Source organism: Pseudomonas sp. Irchel 3E13 (assembly GCF_900187455.1).
Classification (GTDB): domain Bacteria; phylum Pseudomonadota; class Gammaproteobacteria; order Pseudomonadales; family Pseudomonadaceae; genus Aquipseudomonas.
Genome location: NZ_FYDX01000009.1, coordinates 177,282 through 194,501 on the forward strand (window position 1 = coordinate 177,282; position 17,220 = coordinate 194,501).

A 17,220-nucleotide genomic window follows, 5' to 3' on the forward strand; every position below is an offset into this window, starting at 1 on the left:
TGATATCTAGCGGTTATTTATTGGGAAGCCATGATGATTGGCATAAAAAGCATTGCGAGCTACGTTCCGGCTGCGGGCCTGGACAACTACGCACAAGGCGCCAAATTCGGTAAGGATGAGGATTTCATCCTTGGCAAGATCGGCTCGGCCTTCCTGCCGCGCAAATCCGACGAACAAGAGACCTCCGACCTGTGCGTCGAAGCGGTCAACGCACTGTTCGCCGCGAACCCCGAGCTGTCGCGCGATTCCATCGATGCGCTGATCGTCGTCACCCAGAACGGTGACGCCGAAGGTCTTCCTCACACCGCGGCAATCGTCCAGGACAAGCTTGGCCTGCCGACCCATGTCGCGGCGTTCGACATTTCCCTCGGCTGCTCCGGCTACGTCTACGGCATCTACGCGCTCAAGGGTTTCATGGAAGCCACCGGCCTGAAGAACGGCCTGCTGGTGACCGCCGATCCGTACTCCAAGATCGTCGATCCGGAAGACCGCAACACCACCATGCTGTTCGGCGATGCCGCCACTGCCACCTGGATGGGTGAAGACCCGGTCTGGGCGCTGGGCAAGTCCGCCTTCGGCACCGACGGTTCCGGTGCGCCGCACCTGAAGGTCAGCGATGGCGTGTTCTTCATGAACGGCCGCCAGGTGTTCAACTTCGCCCTGCTCAAGGTGCCGGCGCACCTGCACGAGTTGCTTGAGCGCTCCGGCCTCAGCGCCGACGATATCGACGCGTTCTGCATCCACCAGGGCAGCGCGGCTATCGTCGATGCGGTCGCCCGCCGCTTCGAAGACAAGCCGGAGAAGTTCGTCAAGGACATGGTCGAGACCGGCAATACCGTGTCGTCGAGCATCCCGCTGCTGCTGGAAAAGCACGCCCTGGATACCACCTGGCAGCGAGTGGCCCTGAGCGGCTTCGGTGTTGGCCTGTCGTGGGGCTCGGCGATTCTCCACCGGCCTTGATCGCGGTGGCTGCTTAAAGCCGCTTGCTGGGGTAATCTCAGGCGTTTCGCAGGCAAGGGATGCTCAACCGATGAGCGAATTTTTCCAGCGCAACGCCGACATTATCCAGGCCCGCTGGCCGTCGCTGTTCGATCGCCTGATACGTGAAGACAGCGACAAGGTCGACGCGGTACTGACTGAAGGGCTGGGCTCGACCCTGACGGTTGACGGTGTTCAGCTCACCAGTCGCCATGACCGTCTCGCCGAGGCGCGTTTCCAGGCTGCCAGCCTGCCCGACGACAGCCCCGTGTTGCATCTCTACGGTACCGGTCTCGGTGATCTCCAGGCCGAGCTGCTGCGGCGTCCTTCGCTACGCCATCTGCACGTTCATATTCTCAATGGCGCCGTGTTCAAGCTGGTCCTGCAACTGCTCGACCAGTGCGCGTGGCTCGCCGATCCGCGTGTCGAACTGGCGTATGCCGGCGATGCCGCGGAAATCGCCTTGCCATTCTTCGCCCTGCCGGCCGAGTTGGTGCTGGCCGACGATTTCAATGCCAAGGTCCGTGACCGCCTGATCGGCGAAGTTCACCTGACCTACAACAACCGCAATTTCGATGTCGCCGACCCGGCGCTGGTGGCGTTGCTCGATCAAAGCCTGCCGCTGCTGCGGGCCGACCGCGACGTGGCCGAGCTGTTCGGTAGCCGAGCGGGGGAGGGCGTCCTGGTGATCGCCACCGGGCCGACCCTGCAGGGCCATCTGCCGGCGCTGCGGCATCTTCGCGAGCAGCCAGGGCGGCCGCTGTTCATTTGCGTCGACACGGCCTACAAGCCCTTGCTTGCGGCCGGCATCGAGCCGGACATAGTGGTCAGCGTCGATCACAAGATCCGCCTGCATCACCTGCCGCCTGAGGCCTCGGCGCGAACCGCGCTGGTGTACATGCCGATGCTCGACGTCGACACGCTGGCGGCGTGGCAGGGGCCGCGCTATGCCGCCTATTCCGATAGCGCCCTGTACGACCGGGTGCGCGACGACATCCCCCGCGGGCACCTGTTCGTAGGCGGCAGCGTCATTCATCCGGCGGTGGACCTGGCGGTGAAGATGGGCGTGAGCCGCATCACCCTGTTCGGCGCCGACTTCGCTTTCCCGATGAACCGCACCCACACCGGCTGGAATGACGGCGATCTTGGCCCGCAACTGGCCGTAGCGCGCCACTGGGTGCTGGATGGGCATGGCCAGCGGGTGCGCACACAACTGAATTTCCGTGGCTACCTGATCGAGCTGGAGCGCTTCATTGCCCGTCACCCTGAGGTGGCGTTCTTCAATACCAGTCGTGCCGGGGCCTTGATCGCCGGCGCGCGCTTTGACCAGGAGTTCTGCCCATGACCGCCTGTCAGCAAGCCGCACATCAGTGCGCGGGGCTGTTCCGTCTGGGACGGGACGTGGAGGCGGCAGTGGAAATGGTCAGCCTGTTCGAGGCGGTGATGCCGCTGTTCGAGCGCGCGCCCCAGGCGCTGCAGGCGCAATCCGCGACGCTGCTGGCGCAGATCCTTGCCGCGCAGCAGCGCCAGGACTGGCTTTGCGTAGCCGATAACCTGGAATACGAGTTGCTGGAATTGATCGAGCGGACAGCTTCCGCCTGAAAGTGTGATGGCTATCACATTGCGTTCGCCGCTCGCGGCGCTGGTGGCTTCCGGCAAGTGCCTGATTTGCAAGGGGTGGCTGGGTGATGGCACTTTTTTTTGAAAAAACCCTCAAGCAACCTGAAAACCCGACGATAAACATTACGAAGGTTCTCTAGGCCACACCCGGCGGATGCCAGGGCCGGAAGCCGCAGTATCCATCCAACGAGGAATTCGTCATGGCATTAACCGTAAACACCAACACTACCTCCCTGGCCGTCCAGAAGAACCTGAACCGCGCTTCCGACAGCCTGAGCACCTCCATGACTCGTCTGTCGTCCGGCCTGCGCATCAACAGCGCTAAAGACGACGCCGCTGGTCAGCAGATCGCCAACAAGCTGCAAACCATGGTTACCGGTTCGGCCGTAGCCATCAAAAACGCCAACGACGGTGTTTCGATCACTCAGACCGCTGAAGGCGCTCTGTCTGAGATGACCAACATCCTGCAGCGTATGCGTGAACTGGCTCTGCAATCGCGTAACGACTCCAACGGCACCACTGAACGCGCTGCTCTGAACAAAGAGTTCGCGGCCAAGTCCGACGAGATCACTCGTATCGCTTCGTCCACCACCTACGGCACCAGCAAACACCTGCTGGACGCCAGTGCTGGCACCATGCAGTTCCAGGTCGGCGCAATGACCGGTACTGACCAGGTCATCAGCGTTGTAATGAGCACCAGCTTCGCCGCTTCGACCCTGGCGGTCGGTACCGGTACTCTGGCGATCTCGGGTACTTCCGACTCCGCTGTACACACCTCGGTTGACGCTGCTATCACCGCCATCGACGCTGCTCTGCAGAAGATCGACGACAAGAAATCGGAACTCGGTGCTGTTCAGAACCGTTTCCAGAGCACCATCAACAACCTGCAAAGCATGGCTGAGAACGCCACCGCCGCTCAAGGCCGCGTTCAGGACACCGACTTCGCAGCAGAAACTGCTCAGCTGACCAAGCAGCAAACTCTGCAGCAAGCGTCCACCGCAGTTCTGGCCCAGGCCAACCAACTGCCATCCGCCGTACTGAAACTGCTTCAGTAATAGCGCGATGAAGTTCGGCGAGGGGGTGCGTGAGCATTTCCTCGCCTTTTACTTTGGAGGTGATGGGCGATGGACATAAGCGTCAGATTGAATGCGTCTTATCCGGCCTCGACGACCGCGGCTCAGCACGACAAGACTGCTGAACAAGGTGCGTCCGACAAGGTCTACAACAAGCCGTCCCTGTCAGCCGTAGCGACAGAAAAAGAATCCGATGCCACTGAGTTGCAATCAGCGGTCAAGGAAATCCAGGATTTTGTCCAGTCGTTGCAACGCAACCTGGAATTCTCGGTGGATGATTCCACCGGAACCGTCGTCGTGAAGGTAGTTGCTCGCGACAGCGGTGAGGTCATTCGGCAGATTCCATCGCAAACGGCGCTGGAATTGGCGAAAAGCCTGCATGACGTAAACAGCCTTCTATTCGACGAAAAGGTCTGAAGGCGGTACGAAAATTGAAGGGTTTGCGGCTCGTGCGGTAATGGTCAAGCGTTTGGCGTGAACCAAAAAAGGAGAGAAACATGGCAAGTCCAATTCTGCCGGCCCTGGGTCTGGGTAGTGGCCTGGATACCAGTGCGATTGTAAAGGCCTTGGTTGACGCCGAAAAAACGCCTAAACAGAGCCAGATCGATCGGCAAACCAAGTCCAACACGGCGACGATCTCGGCGATCGGCAGTCTGAAAAGCGCATTGGCTGCCTACAAGACCGCCCTTGAAAAGCTGAGCAGCACCACTTCGCCACAGTTCCTTGCCTACAACGCGACCAGCGCGGATGAAAAGACCGTCAAGGCAACCGCCGGTAACGGCGCTGTCGGCGGCATGTACAGCGTCAAGGTGACCGAGCTGGCAACGGCGTCGAAAGTTGCCAGCCAGCGTTTTGGTTCCAGTGCCGACGCGATCAGCGAAGGTGTATTGACCATTTCGCAGGGCGACCAGGACTACACGGTCGAGATCGGCCCGAATGCCACGCTGCAATCGGTGCGCGACACCATCAATGGCCAGGTCAACAACAAAGGCATCATGGCCAACATCATCAACGATGGTACTGGCTCGCGTCTGGTCTTGACCTCGACGAATACCGGCCTGGATTCCGACATCTCCGTTGGTGGCATCCCTGAGCTGGAAATCGACGGCACTGCGCAAATGGTTGGCACCGGCGCGGGTTTCATCAGTGCTCTGGCCAAGGACGCGAAATTCGAAATCGACGGTATGGTACTCACCAGCAAGTCGAACAAGGTCGAAAATGCGGTAAGTGGCCTGACGATTGACCTGGTTGCCAAAGGCGAAACCACCGTCACCGTGGGCACCAACACCGAAGGCCTGAAGAAGTCGGTGCAGTCGTTTGTGGATGCCTACAACACGCTGGTCAAGACAGTCACCAGCCTCAGCCAGGCGACCAAGAACGCCGACGGCACGATGGGTACCGCGCCTGCGCTGTCGGGTGACTCGGCGGCTCGCAACATGCTCAAGACCCTGCGTGACCAGTTGGTAGTGCCGGCTGGGGGTAGCGATAACTTGCAGGTGCTGTCGCAGTTGGGCATCAACACTGTTCAGGAAACCGGCCTGCTTGAACTGGACTCCACCAAGTTCACCAAGGCTGTGGAAGTGCAGAAGCTGGGTGGTGGTATTCAGGCGCTGTTCGGCGGAGATGACGGTCTTTTGGCTCGCATGACCTCGGCGTTGGACCCCTATTCGAAATCCGGCGGCTTGCTGGACGACCGCTCCAAGATTCTCGAGCAGGCGAAAAAGAGCCTGACCTTGCAGCAGTCGTCGCTGGATGCACGGGTTACTGCGATGACCGCGTCGTTGACCAAGAAGTACAACACCATGGACACTCTGGTGGGCAAACTCAACGCCCAGCGCGACAACATCACTTCGATCTTCGAGGCGATGGCCGCTCAGTCCAAGTCGTCCTGATCTACTGACTGACGCCAAAAGCCCGGCAGTGCCATACCAGCATGTCGGGCTTTTTGCATCTTCCTTAAAGTTTTTTGACGCGGGGTCGATAGCCCGGTCATACAGCAATTGTGGTGAGGTACACGCATGAATCCGATGTTGGCCCTTCGGCAGTATCAGAAAATCAGTGCACAGGCCCAGACCTCTGAAGCCAGCCCGCACCGCCTGGTGCAGATGCTGATGGAGGGTGGCCTGGATCGTGTTGCCCAGGCAAAAGGCTCGCTCGAGCGCAATGATATCGCAGGCAAGGGCATTGCCATCGGCAAGGCCATCGGCATCATCGGCGGTCTTCGCGAAGGTCTGGATCGCGACAACATGACGCCGGAACTGGAGCGTCTCGATGGGCTCTACCTGTATATGAACCGCCGCCTGATCGATGCCAACCTCAAGAACGACATCGCTGCGCTCGATGAGGTGACCGATCTGTTGATCACGGTCAAGGAAGGGTGGGACGCGGTTGTCGCACAATAACCAGTTGCAATGAGGATGTCGTGATGAGTGCTGTGCTCAAGCGAATCGAGGAAACCCGTGACGCATTGGTCGGTGCATTGGCCAATCGGGATTGGGAGGCGGTAGGTGAGTTGGATCAGGCTTGCCGTGCCTGCATGGATGAAGTATTGAGTGCGCAGCCGTCCGACGAAGAAGCGCTGCGGGATAACCTGCAGGATCTGCTCGGGGTCTATCGGCAATTGATCGATGTGGCGACCGAAGAGCGCCAGGCTATCGCTGACGAGATGTCGAAGATCAAGCAAGCGCAGCAGGCGTCGAAGGTATACCATCTGTACCGCTGACGGTTGATCGAAAATCAGTTGCGCGCCATAAATTTGACTGTGAAGTGTTTTTTGACTTAACTAGTGGCTGTTTTCTAATTTCAGACGTCGGAACACTGACCGTTCAGTCGGAATGATGTCGAGCATGCCCTCGCTGGGCCTCGAGTTGACTAGGGAAGTTGCTATTGCATGTGGCGTGAAACCAAAATTCTCTTGATCGATGACGATAGTGCTCGCCGCCGTGACCTGGCGGTGGTGCTGAATTTTCTTGGGGAAGAAAATCTGGCGTGCTCCAGTGAAGACTGGCAGCAGGCTGTCGAATCGTTGTCGTCGAGCCGTGAAGTACTGTGCGTTCTTCTCGGGACAGTAAATGCTCCGGCAGGCTTGTTGGGCTTGCTTAAGACAGTGGCTGCCTGGGATGAGTTCCTTCCGGTTCTGCTTTTGGGCGAAAATTCTTTGCCCGAGCTTCCCGAAGACTTGCGTCGCCGGGTGCTCTCCAACCTTGAAATGCCGCCGAGCTACAGCAAATTGCTGGATTCGCTCCATCGTGCCCAGGTCTATCGCGAGATGTACGACCAGGCGCGCGAGCGTGGCCGGCAGCGCGAGCCCAACCTGTTCCGCAGTCTGGTCGGCACCAGCCGGGCGATCCAGCATGTCCGCCAGATGATGCAGCAGGTGGCCGATACCGACGCCAGCGTGCTGATCCTCGGTGAGTCCGGCACGGGCAAGGAAGTGGTTGCGCGTAACCTGCATTACCATTCCAAGCGCCGCGAAGCGCCGTTCGTACCGGTCAATTGCGGTGCGATCCCGGCCGAGTTGCTGGAAAGCGAACTGTTCGGCCATGAGAAGGGTGCCTTCACCGGCGCCATCACCAGCCGTGCCGGGCGCTTCGAGCTGGCCAATGGCGGCACCCTGTTCCTCGACGAGATCGGCGACATGCCGCTGCCGATGCAGGTCAAGCTGCTGCGCGTATTGCAGGAGCGCACCTTTGAGCGCGTGGGCAGCAACAAGACCCAGAGCATCGACGTGCGGATCATCGCTGCGACCCACAAGAACCTCGAAAGCATGATCGAGGTGGGTTCGTTCCGCGAAGACCTGTACTACCGTCTCAACGTCTTCCCGATCGAGATGGCGCCGCTGCGTGAGCGGGTCGAAGACATTCCGCTGCTGATGAACGAATTGATCTCGCGGATGGAGCACGAAAAGCGTGGTTCGATCCGTTTCAATTCGGCGGCGATCATGTCGCTGTGCCGACATGGCTGGCCGGGCAACGTTCGCGAGCTGGCCAATCTGGTGGAGCGCATGGCGATCATGCATCCGTACGGTGTGATCGGTGTGGCCGAACTGCCAAAGAAGTTCCGTTACGTGGACGACGAAGACGAGCAACTGGTGGACAGCCTGCGCTCCGACCTCGAAGAGCGCGTGGCGATCAACGGCCATACGCCGAGCTTCCCGACCAATGCCATGCTGCCGCCGGAAGGCCTGGACCTGAAGGATTACCTGGGCAGTCTCGAGCAGGGCCTGATTCAACAGGCGCTGGACGATGCAAACGGTATCGTGGCGCGTGCCGCCGAGCGTTTGCGGATTCGTCGGACCACCCTGGTGGAAAAAATGCGCAAGTACGGCATGAGCCGTCGCGAAGGGGACGAGCAGGCGGAGGATTGACGCCTGCTCACCCACCGCCTGGCTTCCGTCTGGGCGCTCTGCTTCAAGCAACCTTTCTTTTTGTGAGGTAAATGCCCGTCATTGCGGGCTTTGTCGGCACCCCTCGCTTACTCCCTTCATGACGAAAATGTTTCCGGCATGGCTATTGCTATACCGCTTTCAACATACCGTTTTATGACGGTGAGCCACGCGAGAGAGCACGATGCCCCACGCAGCCACTACCTCCCTTGAGCCGCCACGCCCCGATGTCGCCGAACAGCAGGGTCGCGAAGGTCTGGAGCAGGCGTTTGCCCTGTTCGATCAGATGTCCAGTCAGCTCACTCAGTCCTACAGCCTGCTTGAAGCGAGGGTTACCGAGCTGAAAGGCGAGCTGGCAGTGGTCAGTGCGCAGCGCATGGCCGAGCTGGCGGAGAAGGAGCGGCTGGCCAATCGTTTGCAGAACTTGCTCGATCTGTTGCCCGGTGGCGTCATCGTTATCGATGGCCACGGCAAGGTGCGCGAGGCCAATCCGGCCGCTGGCGAACTGCTGGGCGAACCGCTGGTGGGCGAGTTGTGGCGGCAGGTGATCGCCCGCAGCTTCGCGCCGCGCGAGGACGACGGTCACGAAGTGTCGCTGCGCGACGGCCGGCGCCTGTCCATCGCCACTCGCTCCCTCGATGCCGAACCGGGCCAGTTGGTGTTGCTCAACGACCTCACTGAAACCCGCCGCCTGCAGGATCAACTGGCCCGCCATGAGCGGTTGTCGACCCTGGGTCGTATGGTCGCTTCACTGGCCCATCAGATCCGCACGCCGCTGTCGGCGGCGCTGCTGTATGCCAGCCACCTTGCTGAACAGGCGTTGCCGCTGGAAACCCAGCAGCGTTTTGCCGGCAATCTCAAGGAGCGCCTGCACGAGCTGGAGCGCCAGGTGCGCGACATGCTGGTGTTCGCGCGCGGCGAACTGCCGCTGACCGATCGCCTGACGCCCAAGGCACTGTTCCAGGCGCTGCAGCAGGCCGCGCAGGTTCAAGTGCAGGGGCACAATGTGCGCTGGCAGTGCGACAGCCATCTGGGCGAACTGCTGTGCAATCGCGACACCCTGGTGGGCGCCGTTCTCAATCTGGTGGAAAACGCCCTGCAGGCCAGCGAAGGTCCGGCGCGGATCAAGGTGCATCTCTATCGTCGTGATGACAGCCTGCGTTTGTGTGTCAGTGATGCGGGCCCGGGGATCGACAGCGTGTTGCTCCAGCGTCTGGGCGAACCCTTCCTGACCACCAAATCCACCGGCACCGGCCTCGGCCTGGCGGTGGTCAAGGCGGTTGCGCGGGCCCATCGCGGCGAGTTGCACCTGAGTTCGCGTCAGGGGCGCGGCACCTGCGCCACGATTACCTTGCCGTTGATGGGTGCGTCGCCGGAGGTGTCGGCATGAGCGGGATCAAGGTGCTACTGGTCGAGGATGACCGTTCACTGCGTCAGGCCCTGGGTGACACCCTGGAGTTGGGCGGTTTCACTTATTGCGCGGTGGGTTCTGCGGAAGAGGCCCTTGAAGCGGTCTCGAAGGAAGCCTTCAGCCTGGTGGTCAGTGACGTCAACATGCCGGGCATGGACGGTCACCAGTTGCTCGCCCGCCTGCGTGCCACTCAGCCACAGTTGCCGGTATTGCTGATGACTGCTCATGCCGCGGTGGAGCGGGCGGTGGATGCCATGCGTCAGGGCGCGGCGGACTATCTGGTCAAGCCGTTCGAGCCGCGTGCCTTGCTGGAATTGGTTGCCCGCCATGCGCTGGGTGCCGCCAGCGGCGCGGATGCCGAGGGGCCTGTCGCCTGCGAGCCGGCCAGTGCGCAGTTGCTGGAGTTGGCGGCGCGGGTCGCTCGCAGCGAATCCACCGTGCTGATTTCCGGCGAGTCCGGGACCGGTAAAGAAGTGCTGGCGCGCTATATCCATCAGCAGTCGCCGCGGGCCAGCCAGCCATTCGTGGCGATCAACTGTGCGGCGATTCCAGACAACATGCTCGAGGCCACGCTGTTCGGCCACGAAAAGGGCTCGTTCACCGGCGCCATCGCCGCCCAGGCGGGCAAGTTCGAACAGGCCGATGGCGGCACGTTGCTGCTCGACGAGATTTCCGAAATGCCGCTGGGCCTGCAGGCCAAGCTGCTGCGCGTGTTGCAAGAGCGTGAGGTGGAGCGGGTTGGTGGGCGCAAGCCGATTGCCCTGGATATCCGCGTGGTGGCCACCACCAACCGTGATCTGGCGGGCGAAGTGGCGGCGGGGCGTTTCCGCGAGGATTTGTTCTATCGTCTGTCTGTGTTTCCGTTGGCGTGGCGCCCGTTGAGAGAACGGAGCGCCGATATTCTGCCACTGGCCGAGCGTTTGCTATTGCGCCACGTCAATAAAATGAAGCACGCACCCGTCAGACTGTCGGAGGAGGCTCGGGCCTGCCTGCAAAGCTATCCGTGGCCGGGCAATGTGCGGGAATTGGACAACGCCATCCAGCGGGCGCTGATTTTGCAACAGGGTGGGGTCATTGCTGCTGCTGACTTTTGCCTCGCCGGCGTGCTGCCAGCCCTGACGCCACAGCCTGTGCGGGCTGCAGCGCCAGCGGTGGTGAGCGAGACGCAGGATGTGGGTGGCCTTGGAGATGACTTGCGTCGGCACGAGTTCCAGATGATCATCGACACCCTTCGCGCCGAGCGCGGCCGCCGCAAGGAAGCCGCCGAGCGACTTGGCATCAGTCCGCGGACCCTGCGCTACAAATTGGCGCAGATGCGCGATGCCGGGATGGATGTCGAGGCCAGCCTTTATGCCACGGGGCTTTGAGGTGCAGGATCAGCGTTTTGTCAAATTGTCGGGCGTAGCTGGCACTCTTGTTGCTAAGTCCTGTTCACCCGCTGCATGAGTGTCAAAAAAATGCGGGCCGTCGGAGAGAGAAGACCATGAGCCAAGGTGTTGAATTCAATCGTTTGATGTTGGACATGCGGGCCATGCAAATGGACGCGATGTCGGCGCCGAAGGCTGTCCAGGCTCCTGAGCTGGGGTCGAGCAATTTTGCCGACATGCTCGGGCAGGCCATCAACAAGGTCAACGACACCCAGCAGGCCTCCAACCAACTGGCCACAGCATTCGAAATCGGCAAGAGCGGCGTCGACCTGACCGACGTGATGATCGCGTCGCAGAAAGCCAGCGTCTCGTTCCAGGCGCTGACCCAGGTGCGCAACAAGCTGGTTCAATCGTATCAAGACATCATGCAGATGCCGGTTTAAGGGCGGGATTTGATTCATGGCCGATGCAGTCGTCGATAACGTGCCCGCCAAGGGCGGTCCGCCAGCGCCAAAACCGCCGCTGTTCGGCCTTTCGTTCCTGGAAAACATTTCACAGATGCCCATGTTGCGTCAGGTCGGCCTGCTGGTCGGCCTGGCTGCCAGTGTGGCCATCGGCTTCGCCGTGGTGCTCTGGTCGCAACAGCCTGACTACCGTCCTCTCTACGGCAGCCTCAGTGGCATGGACACCAAGCAGGTCATGGAAACCCTGGCCGCTGCTGACATTCCCTACAACGTCGAGCCCAATTCCGGCGCCTTGCTGGTCAAGGCCGAGGATATTTCCCGCGCCCGTCTGAAGCTCGCCGCCGCCGGGGTTGCACCGAGTGATGGCAACGTCGGTTTCGAAATCCTCGACAAGGAGCAGGGCCTGGGCACCAGTCAGTTCATGGAGGCCACCCGTTATCGTCGCGGCCTCGAAGGCGAACTGGCGCGCACCGTCTCCAGCCTGAACAACGTCAAGGGTGCCCGTGTGCACCTGGCGATCCCGAAAAGCTCGGTTTTCGTGCGCGATGAGCGCAAGCCAAGCGCCTCGGTGCTGGTCGAGCTGTACCCCGGTCGCAACCTCGAGCCCGGCCAGGTCATGGCCATCGTCAATCTGGTGGCGACCAGCGTTCCTGAACTGGACAAGTCCCAGGTCACCGTGGTCGACCAGAAGGGCAACCTGCTCTCCGATCAACTGCAGAACAGCGAGCTGACTGTCGCCGGCAAGCAGTTCGACTACAGCCGCCGCATGGAAGGCCTGCTCACCCAGCGTGTGCACAACATCCTGCAACCGGTGCTGGGTAACGACCGCTACAAGGCCGAAGTGTCCGCCGACGTCGATTTCAGCGCGGTCGAGTCCACTTCCGAACAGTTCAACCCCGATCAGCCGGCGCTGCGCAGCGAGCAGTCGGTCAACGAGCAACGCTCCAGCAGCATGGGCCCGCAGGGCGTTCCCGGTGCGCTGAGCAACCAGCCACCAAGCCCGGCTTCGGCGCCGCAGACCACCGGTGGTGCCGCGCAAGGTGCGGCTGCCGCGATCCAGCCCGGCCAGCCGCTGCTCGACGCCAACGGTCAGCAGATCATGGACCCGGCCACCGGCCAGCCGATGCTCGCGCCTTACCCTGCGGACAAGCGTCTGCAGTCCACCAAGAACTTCGAACTGGACCGCTCCATCAGCCATACCCGTCAGCAGCAGGGCCGTGTGACCCGTCTGTCGGTGGCCGTGGTGGTTGACGACCAGGTCAAGCTCGACCCGGCCAATGGCAACGCCACCAGCGTGCCATGGAGCGCCGAGGACCTGGCCCGCTTCACGCGGCTGGTCCAGGACGCGGTGGGCTTCGATGCCAGCCGTGGTGACAGCGTCAGCGTGATCAACGTGCCGTTCGCCGCCGACCGTGGCGAGACCATCGCCGAGATTCCGTTCTATTCGCAGCCCTGGTTCTGGGACATCGTCAAGCAAGTGCTCGGCGTCCTGTTCATCCTGGTGCTGGTGTTCGGTGTGCTGCGCCCGGTGCTCAACAACATCACCGGCAATGGCAAACAGTCGACAAGCGACGGCGACATGGAACTGGGCGGCATGTTGGGGTTGGACGGTGAACTGGCCAACGACCGCGTGAGCCTGGGTGGTCCGCAAAGCATCCTCTTGCCTAGTCCGAGCGAGGGCTATGACGCCCAGCTCAACGCTATCAAGAGTCTGGTAGCAGAAGATCCGGGTCGTGTGGCCCAGGTCGTGAAAGAGTGGATCAACGCCGATGAGTGACAATCGAGCCCTGACTGCGAAACTGACCCGTGTCGACAAGGCCGCGATCCTGCTGCTGTCGCTGGGCGAGACCGATGCCGCGCAAGTGCTGCGGCACATGGGGCCGAAAGAGGTCCAGCGTGTAGGCGTGGCCATGGCGCAGGTGGGCAACATCCACCGCGAGCAGGTCGAGCAGGTCATGAGCGAGTTCGTCGAGATCGTCGGCGACCAGACCAGCCTTGGCGTCGGCTCCGACGGCTACATTCGCAAGATGCTCACCCAGGCCCTGGGCGAGGACAAGGCCAACGGCCTGATCGACCGGATCCTGCTGGGTGGCAACACCAGCGGTCTGGACAGCCTCAAATGGATGGAGCCGCGTGCGGTTGCCGACGTTATCCGCTACGAGCACCCGCAGATTCAGGCGATCGTCGTGGCGTATCTCGACCCGGACCAGGCAGGCGAAGTCCTCGGCAATTTCGACCACAAGGTGCGCCTGGACATCATCCTGCGCGTCTCGTCGCTGAACACCGTGCAACCGGCCGCGCTCAAGGAACTCAACCAGATCCTCGAGAAGCAGTTCTCCGGCAACTCCAACGCCGCGCGCACCACCCTGGGTGGTATCAAGCGTGCTGCGGACATCATGAACTTCCTCGACAGTTCGGTCGAAGGCCAGCTCATGGATTCGATCCGCGAGATCGACGGCGATCTCTCCGAGCAGATCGAAGACCTCATGTTCGTCTTCAACAACCTGGCCGATGTCGATGACCGCGGTATCCAGGCGCTGTTGCGGGAAGTCTCCTCCGACGTCCTGGTCGTCTCGCTCAAGGGCGCGGACGAGAAGGTCAAGGACAAGGTCTTCAAGAACATGTCCAAGCGTGCTTCGGAACTGCTGCGCGACGACCTTGAGGCCAAGGGCCCGGTCCGTGTCAGCGACGTCGAGACCGCGCAGAAGGAAATCCTTACCATCGCCCGCCGCATGGCCGAAGCCGGCGAAATCGTGCTGGGCGGCAAAGGTGCCGAAGAGATGATCTGACCCGTCGGCCCGGTCGGTTTTCGCGCCCGCGAAACCGCACCGGCCCCGATGGGGCTTCGTCGGGCGGCACCCGCCGCCGACGCTGCCTGATCATCCGTAACCCGACTTTTGAGCGCATGGAATCATGTCGACCAACGAGCATTTGAGTGAACTGATCCGCGCCCGCGACGTAGAGGATTTCGACCGCTGGGCGCTGCCCAGTTTCGATCCTGAACCGGAGCCCCAGGCCGAACCCGAGCCTGAGCCGGAACTGGTCGAAGAAGTCGAGGAAGTGCCGCTGGAAGAAGTCCAGCCGCTGACCCTCGAAGAACTCGAGAGTATCCGCCAGGAGGCCTACAACGAAGGCTTCGCCACCGGCGAGCGTGAAGGTTTCCACAGCACCCAGCTCAAGGTCCGTCAGGAAGCCGAAGTGGCGCTGACCGCCAAGCTGGCCAGCCTCGAACAACTGATGGGCAACCTGCTGGAGCCGATTGCCGAGCAGGATGCGCAGATCGAAAAGCAGTTGGTGCAACTGGTCAGCCATATCGCCCGCGAGGTGATCGGCCGCGAGCTGCAAACCGATTCCAGCCAGATCACCCATGTCCTGCGTGAAGCCCTCAAGCTGCTGCCCATGGGCGCCGAAAACATCCGCATCCACGTCAATCCGCAAGACTTCGCCCTGGCCAAGGCCCTGCGCGAGCGTCATGAGGAAAACTGGCGCCTGCTCGAAGACGACAGTCTGCAAGCGGGCGGTTGCTGGATCGAAACGGCCCATAGCCGCATCGATGCCACGGTGGAAACCCGTATCGAAAAAGCCATGAAGCAGTTGTTCGACCAATTGCACGACCAGGGCCTGCACCCGGCCGCGCCGGACTTGCACATCGAGCTGGAGGCGCCGAGCGAGGCGCCGGTCGAAGAGACGGAAACCAGCGATGCGCCTTGAGCGAACCAGTTTCGGCAAGCGCCTTGAAACCTATGTCGATGCCATCCGCCTGCCGAGCCAGCCGGTGGTCGAAGGCCGCCTGCTGCGCATGGTCGGCCTGACCCTCGAAGCCGAGGGCCTGCGCGCCGCAGTCGGCAGCCGCTGCCTGGTGATCAACGACGATAGCTATCACCCGGTCGAAGTCGAGGCCGAGGTCATGGGCTTTTCCGGCGGCAAGATCTTCCTGATGCCGGTGGGCAGTGTTGCCGGTATCGCGCCTGGCGCGCGGGTGGTGCCGCTGGATGACAGCGGTCGCCTGCCCATGGGCATGAGCATGCTCGGGCGGGTGCTGGACGGCGCTGGCCGGGCACTCGACGGCAAAGGCGGGATGAAGGCCGAAGACTGGGTGCCGATGGACGGTCCGACCATCAACCCGCTCAACCGCGATCCCATCAGCCAGCCGCTGGATGTGGGTATCCGCAGCATCAATGGCCTGCTCACGGTCGGCCGAGGCCAGCGTCTCGGCCTGTTCGCCGGTACTGGCGTTGGTAAGAGTGTGCTGCTGGGCATGATGACCCGCTTCACCGAGGCCGACATCATCGTCGTCGGCTTGATCGGCGAGCGGGGCCGCGAGGTGAAGGAGTTCATCGAGCATATTCTTGGCACCGAGGGCCTCAAGCGCTCGGTGGTGGTGGCTTCGCCTGCGGACGACGCGCCGCTGATGCGTCTGCGCGCCGCGATGTACTGCACGCGGATCGCCGAGTATTTCCGCGACAAGGGCAAGAACGTCCTGCTGCTGATGGACTCGTTGACCCGTTTCGCCCAGGCCCAGCGGGAAATCGCCCTGGCCATCGGCGAGCCGCCAGCGACCAAGGGTTATCCGCCATCGGTGTTCGCCAAGCTGCCCAAGCTGGTGGAGCGCGCGGGTAATGGCGAGGCGGGCGGTGGTTCGATCACCGCGTTCTATACCGTGTTGTCCGAGGGTGACGACCAGCAGGACCCGATCGCCGACTCGGCGCGGGGCGTGCTCGACGGCCACATCGTGCTGTCACGCCGCCTGGCTGAGGAAGGGCACTACCCGGCCATCGATATCGAAGCGTCCATCAGCCGGGTCATGCCGCAGGTGGTGACGCCGGAACAGATGACCCAGGCCCAGCAGTTCAAGCAGCTCTGGTCGCGGTTGTCGCAAAGTCGCGACCTGATCAGCGTCGGCGCCTATGTCGCCGGTGGCGACAAGGAAACCGACCTGGCGATTTCCCTGCAGCCTCGCCTCGTGCACTTCTTGCGTCAGGGGCTCAACGACAACGTTGGCCTGGCCCAGAGTCGCGAACATCTGGCGAGCGTCTTCACGCCGCTGGCTGCGGGCTGATAGCGTATGGCCCAGCCTAGTCGCGCCGCCCGCCTGGTCCCGGTGGTGGAAATGGCCGAGGACGCCGAGCGCAAGGCCGCCCAGCGCCTCGGGCAATTCCAGCAGCAGGTCAATATGGCCAAGGCCAAGCTCGCCGAACTCGACCAGTTCCGTTCCGATTACCAGCAGCAGTGGATGCAGCGGGGCGGGCAGGGTGTGAGCAGCAACTGGCTGGTGGGTTTCCAGCGCTTCCTCGGCCAGCTTGACACCGCGGTGGCCCAGCAGAACCAGAGCCTGATCTGGCACCAGAACAATCTCAATAGCGCCCGCGCGACCTGGCAGGAGGCCTACGCGCGTGTCGAAGGCCTGCGCAAGCTGGTCCAGCGCTACATCGAAGAAGCCCGCCTGATCGAAGACAAACGTGAGCAGAAACTGCTCGACGAGCTGTCCCAGCGCCTCCCGCGACACGATCGTTTCTGACACTGAAAGCGTTGGTCGGCCCAGGTTGCCGGGCTGCCGGTGGACTGCTAAACCTACAGGGTGTCGGTACTCGCCATCATCGAAGGAACGCCCACATGGCCGTTGAATCCGTGTACTCAAAGGACGAGAACAAACTGACGATCCGGGTCAAGGGTCGTTTCGATTTCGGCAATCACCAAGTCTTCCGTGACGCCTACGAGCGCCAGGCGGTGAAGCCTGAAAGCGTGGTCGTGGACCTTAAAGACGCCACCTACCTGGACAGCTCGGCGCTGGGTATGTTGCTGCTGCTGCGCGATCACGTTGGCGGCGATGAGCCGAGGGTCAGCGTCGTCAACACCAGCTCCGACGTGCGCAAGATCCTCGCCATTTCCAATTTCGAAAAACTCTTCGATATTAGTTGAGCGC

At 61.7% G+C, this 17,220-nt stretch carries 18 protein-coding genes; all 18 read left to right on the forward strand.

The annotated features are described in order from the left end of the window. Positions 1 to 33: 33 nt before the first annotated feature. The 18 genes from CKW37_RS17395 (at position 34) to CKW37_RS17480 (ending at position 17,216) form a co-directional block, all read left to right on the forward strand. Complete coding sequence (locus CKW37_RS17395) at positions 34 to 960, forward strand: ketoacyl-ACP synthase III (protein ID WP_095156946.1); 927 nt, start codon at positions 34 to 36, stop codon at positions 958 to 960. Positions 961 to 1,030: 70 nt separating this feature from the next. Beyond that, positions 1,031 to 2,323, forward strand: a complete 1,293-nt coding sequence (locus CKW37_RS17400; protein WP_095156947.1) for a motility associated factor glycosyltransferase family protein — start codon at positions 1,031 to 1,033, stop codon at positions 2,321 to 2,323. Next, a complete protein-coding gene (locus CKW37_RS17405; protein ID WP_095156948.1) occupies positions 2,320 to 2,580 on the forward strand; it encodes a hypothetical protein in 261 nt (86 codons plus the stop codon). The genes CKW37_RS17400 and CKW37_RS17405 overlap by 4 nt, the downstream gene beginning before the upstream one ends. Before the next feature lie 218 nt (positions 2,581 to 2,798). After that, on the forward strand, positions 2,799 to 3,653 hold the full coding sequence (locus CKW37_RS17410) for a flagellin domain-containing protein (RefSeq protein WP_095156949.1): 855 nt from the start codon (positions 2,799 to 2,801) through the stop codon (positions 3,651 to 3,653). Positions 3,654 to 3,722: 69 nt separating this feature from the next. Then, entirely contained in the window at positions 3,723 to 4,088 is a 366-nt protein-coding gene (locus tag CKW37_RS17415) for a flagellar protein FlaG (protein ID WP_095156950.1), read from the forward strand. 80 nt (positions 4,089 to 4,168) lie between these two features. Further along, positions 4,169 to 5,563 carry a flagellar filament capping protein FliD gene (gene fliD / locus CKW37_RS17420; protein WP_095156951.1) on the forward strand — a complete coding sequence of 465 codons (1,395 nt, stop codon included), beginning with the start codon at positions 4,169 to 4,171 and terminating at the stop codon, positions 5,561 to 5,563. A gap of 126 nt (positions 5,564 to 5,689) precedes the next feature. After that, positions 5,690 to 6,073: a flagellar export chaperone FliS gene (fliS, locus tag CKW37_RS17425; RefSeq protein WP_095156952.1), complete on the forward strand. Its 384-nt coding sequence runs from the start codon at positions 5,690 to 5,692 to the stop codon at positions 6,071 to 6,073. A 23-nt stretch (positions 6,074 to 6,096) separates the two neighbouring features. Beyond that, the gene (gene fliT, locus CKW37_RS17430; protein WP_095156953.1) at positions 6,097 to 6,393 is read left to right on the forward strand and encodes a flagellar protein FliT; all 297 of its coding nucleotides are present in this window, start codon (positions 6,097 to 6,099) and stop codon (positions 6,391 to 6,393) included. A 168-nt stretch (positions 6,394 to 6,561) separates the two neighbouring features. Continuing rightward, positions 6,562 to 8,037: a transcriptional regulator FleQ gene (gene fleQ / locus CKW37_RS17435; protein ID WP_095156954.1), complete on the forward strand. Its 1,476-nt coding sequence runs from the start codon at positions 6,562 to 6,564 to the stop codon at positions 8,035 to 8,037. 202 nt (positions 8,038 to 8,239) lie between these two features. Further along, on the forward strand, positions 8,240 to 9,445 hold the full coding sequence (locus CKW37_RS17440; protein WP_095156955.1) for a PAS domain-containing sensor histidine kinase: 1,206 nt from the start codon (positions 8,240 to 8,242) through the stop codon (positions 9,443 to 9,445). Beyond that, complete coding sequence (locus tag CKW37_RS17445) at positions 9,442 to 10,833, forward strand: sigma-54 dependent transcriptional regulator (protein ID WP_095156956.1); 1,392 nt, start codon at positions 9,442 to 9,444, stop codon at positions 10,831 to 10,833. Before CKW37_RS17440 ends, CKW37_RS17445 begins: the two co-directional genes overlap by 4 nt. Before the next feature lie 116 nt (positions 10,834 to 10,949). Next, the gene (fliE, locus tag CKW37_RS17450) at positions 10,950 to 11,276 is read left to right on the forward strand and encodes a flagellar hook-basal body complex protein FliE (RefSeq protein ID WP_095156957.1); all 327 of its coding nucleotides are present in this window, start codon (positions 10,950 to 10,952) and stop codon (positions 11,274 to 11,276) included. Between the two features lie 16 nt (positions 11,277 to 11,292). Next, positions 11,293 to 13,074, forward strand: a complete 1,782-nt coding sequence (fliF, locus tag CKW37_RS17455) for a flagellar basal-body MS-ring/collar protein FliF (RefSeq protein WP_095156958.1) — start codon at positions 11,293 to 11,295, stop codon at positions 13,072 to 13,074. Further along, positions 13,067 to 14,086, forward strand: coding sequence for a flagellar motor switch protein FliG (gene fliG / locus CKW37_RS17460; protein ID WP_095156959.1), 1,020 nt, complete (start codon positions 13,067 to 13,069; stop codon positions 14,084 to 14,086). The genes fliF and fliG overlap by 8 nt, the downstream gene beginning before the upstream one ends. 124 nt (positions 14,087 to 14,210) lie before the next feature. Continuing rightward, positions 14,211 to 15,008 (forward strand): flagellar assembly protein FliH, encoded by a 798-nt coding sequence (gene fliH, locus CKW37_RS17465; protein WP_095156960.1) that lies wholly within the window; start codon positions 14,211 to 14,213, stop codon positions 15,006 to 15,008. Further along, positions 14,998 to 16,356, forward strand: a complete 1,359-nt coding sequence (gene fliI, locus CKW37_RS17470) for a flagellar protein export ATPase FliI (protein ID WP_095156961.1) — start codon at positions 14,998 to 15,000, stop codon at positions 16,354 to 16,356. The genes fliH and fliI overlap by 11 nt, the downstream gene beginning before the upstream one ends. Positions 16,357 to 16,362: 6 nt before the next feature. After that, positions 16,363 to 16,815, forward strand: coding sequence for a flagellar export protein FliJ (gene fliJ / locus CKW37_RS17475; protein WP_095156962.1), 453 nt, complete (start codon positions 16,363 to 16,365; stop codon positions 16,813 to 16,815). 95 nt (positions 16,816 to 16,910) lie between these two features. Continuing rightward, the gene (locus tag CKW37_RS17480) at positions 16,911 to 17,216 is read left to right on the forward strand and encodes an STAS domain-containing protein (RefSeq protein ID WP_095156963.1); all 306 of its coding nucleotides are present in this window, start codon (positions 16,911 to 16,913) and stop codon (positions 17,214 to 17,216) included. Positions 17,217 to 17,220 lie beyond the last annotated feature (4 nt).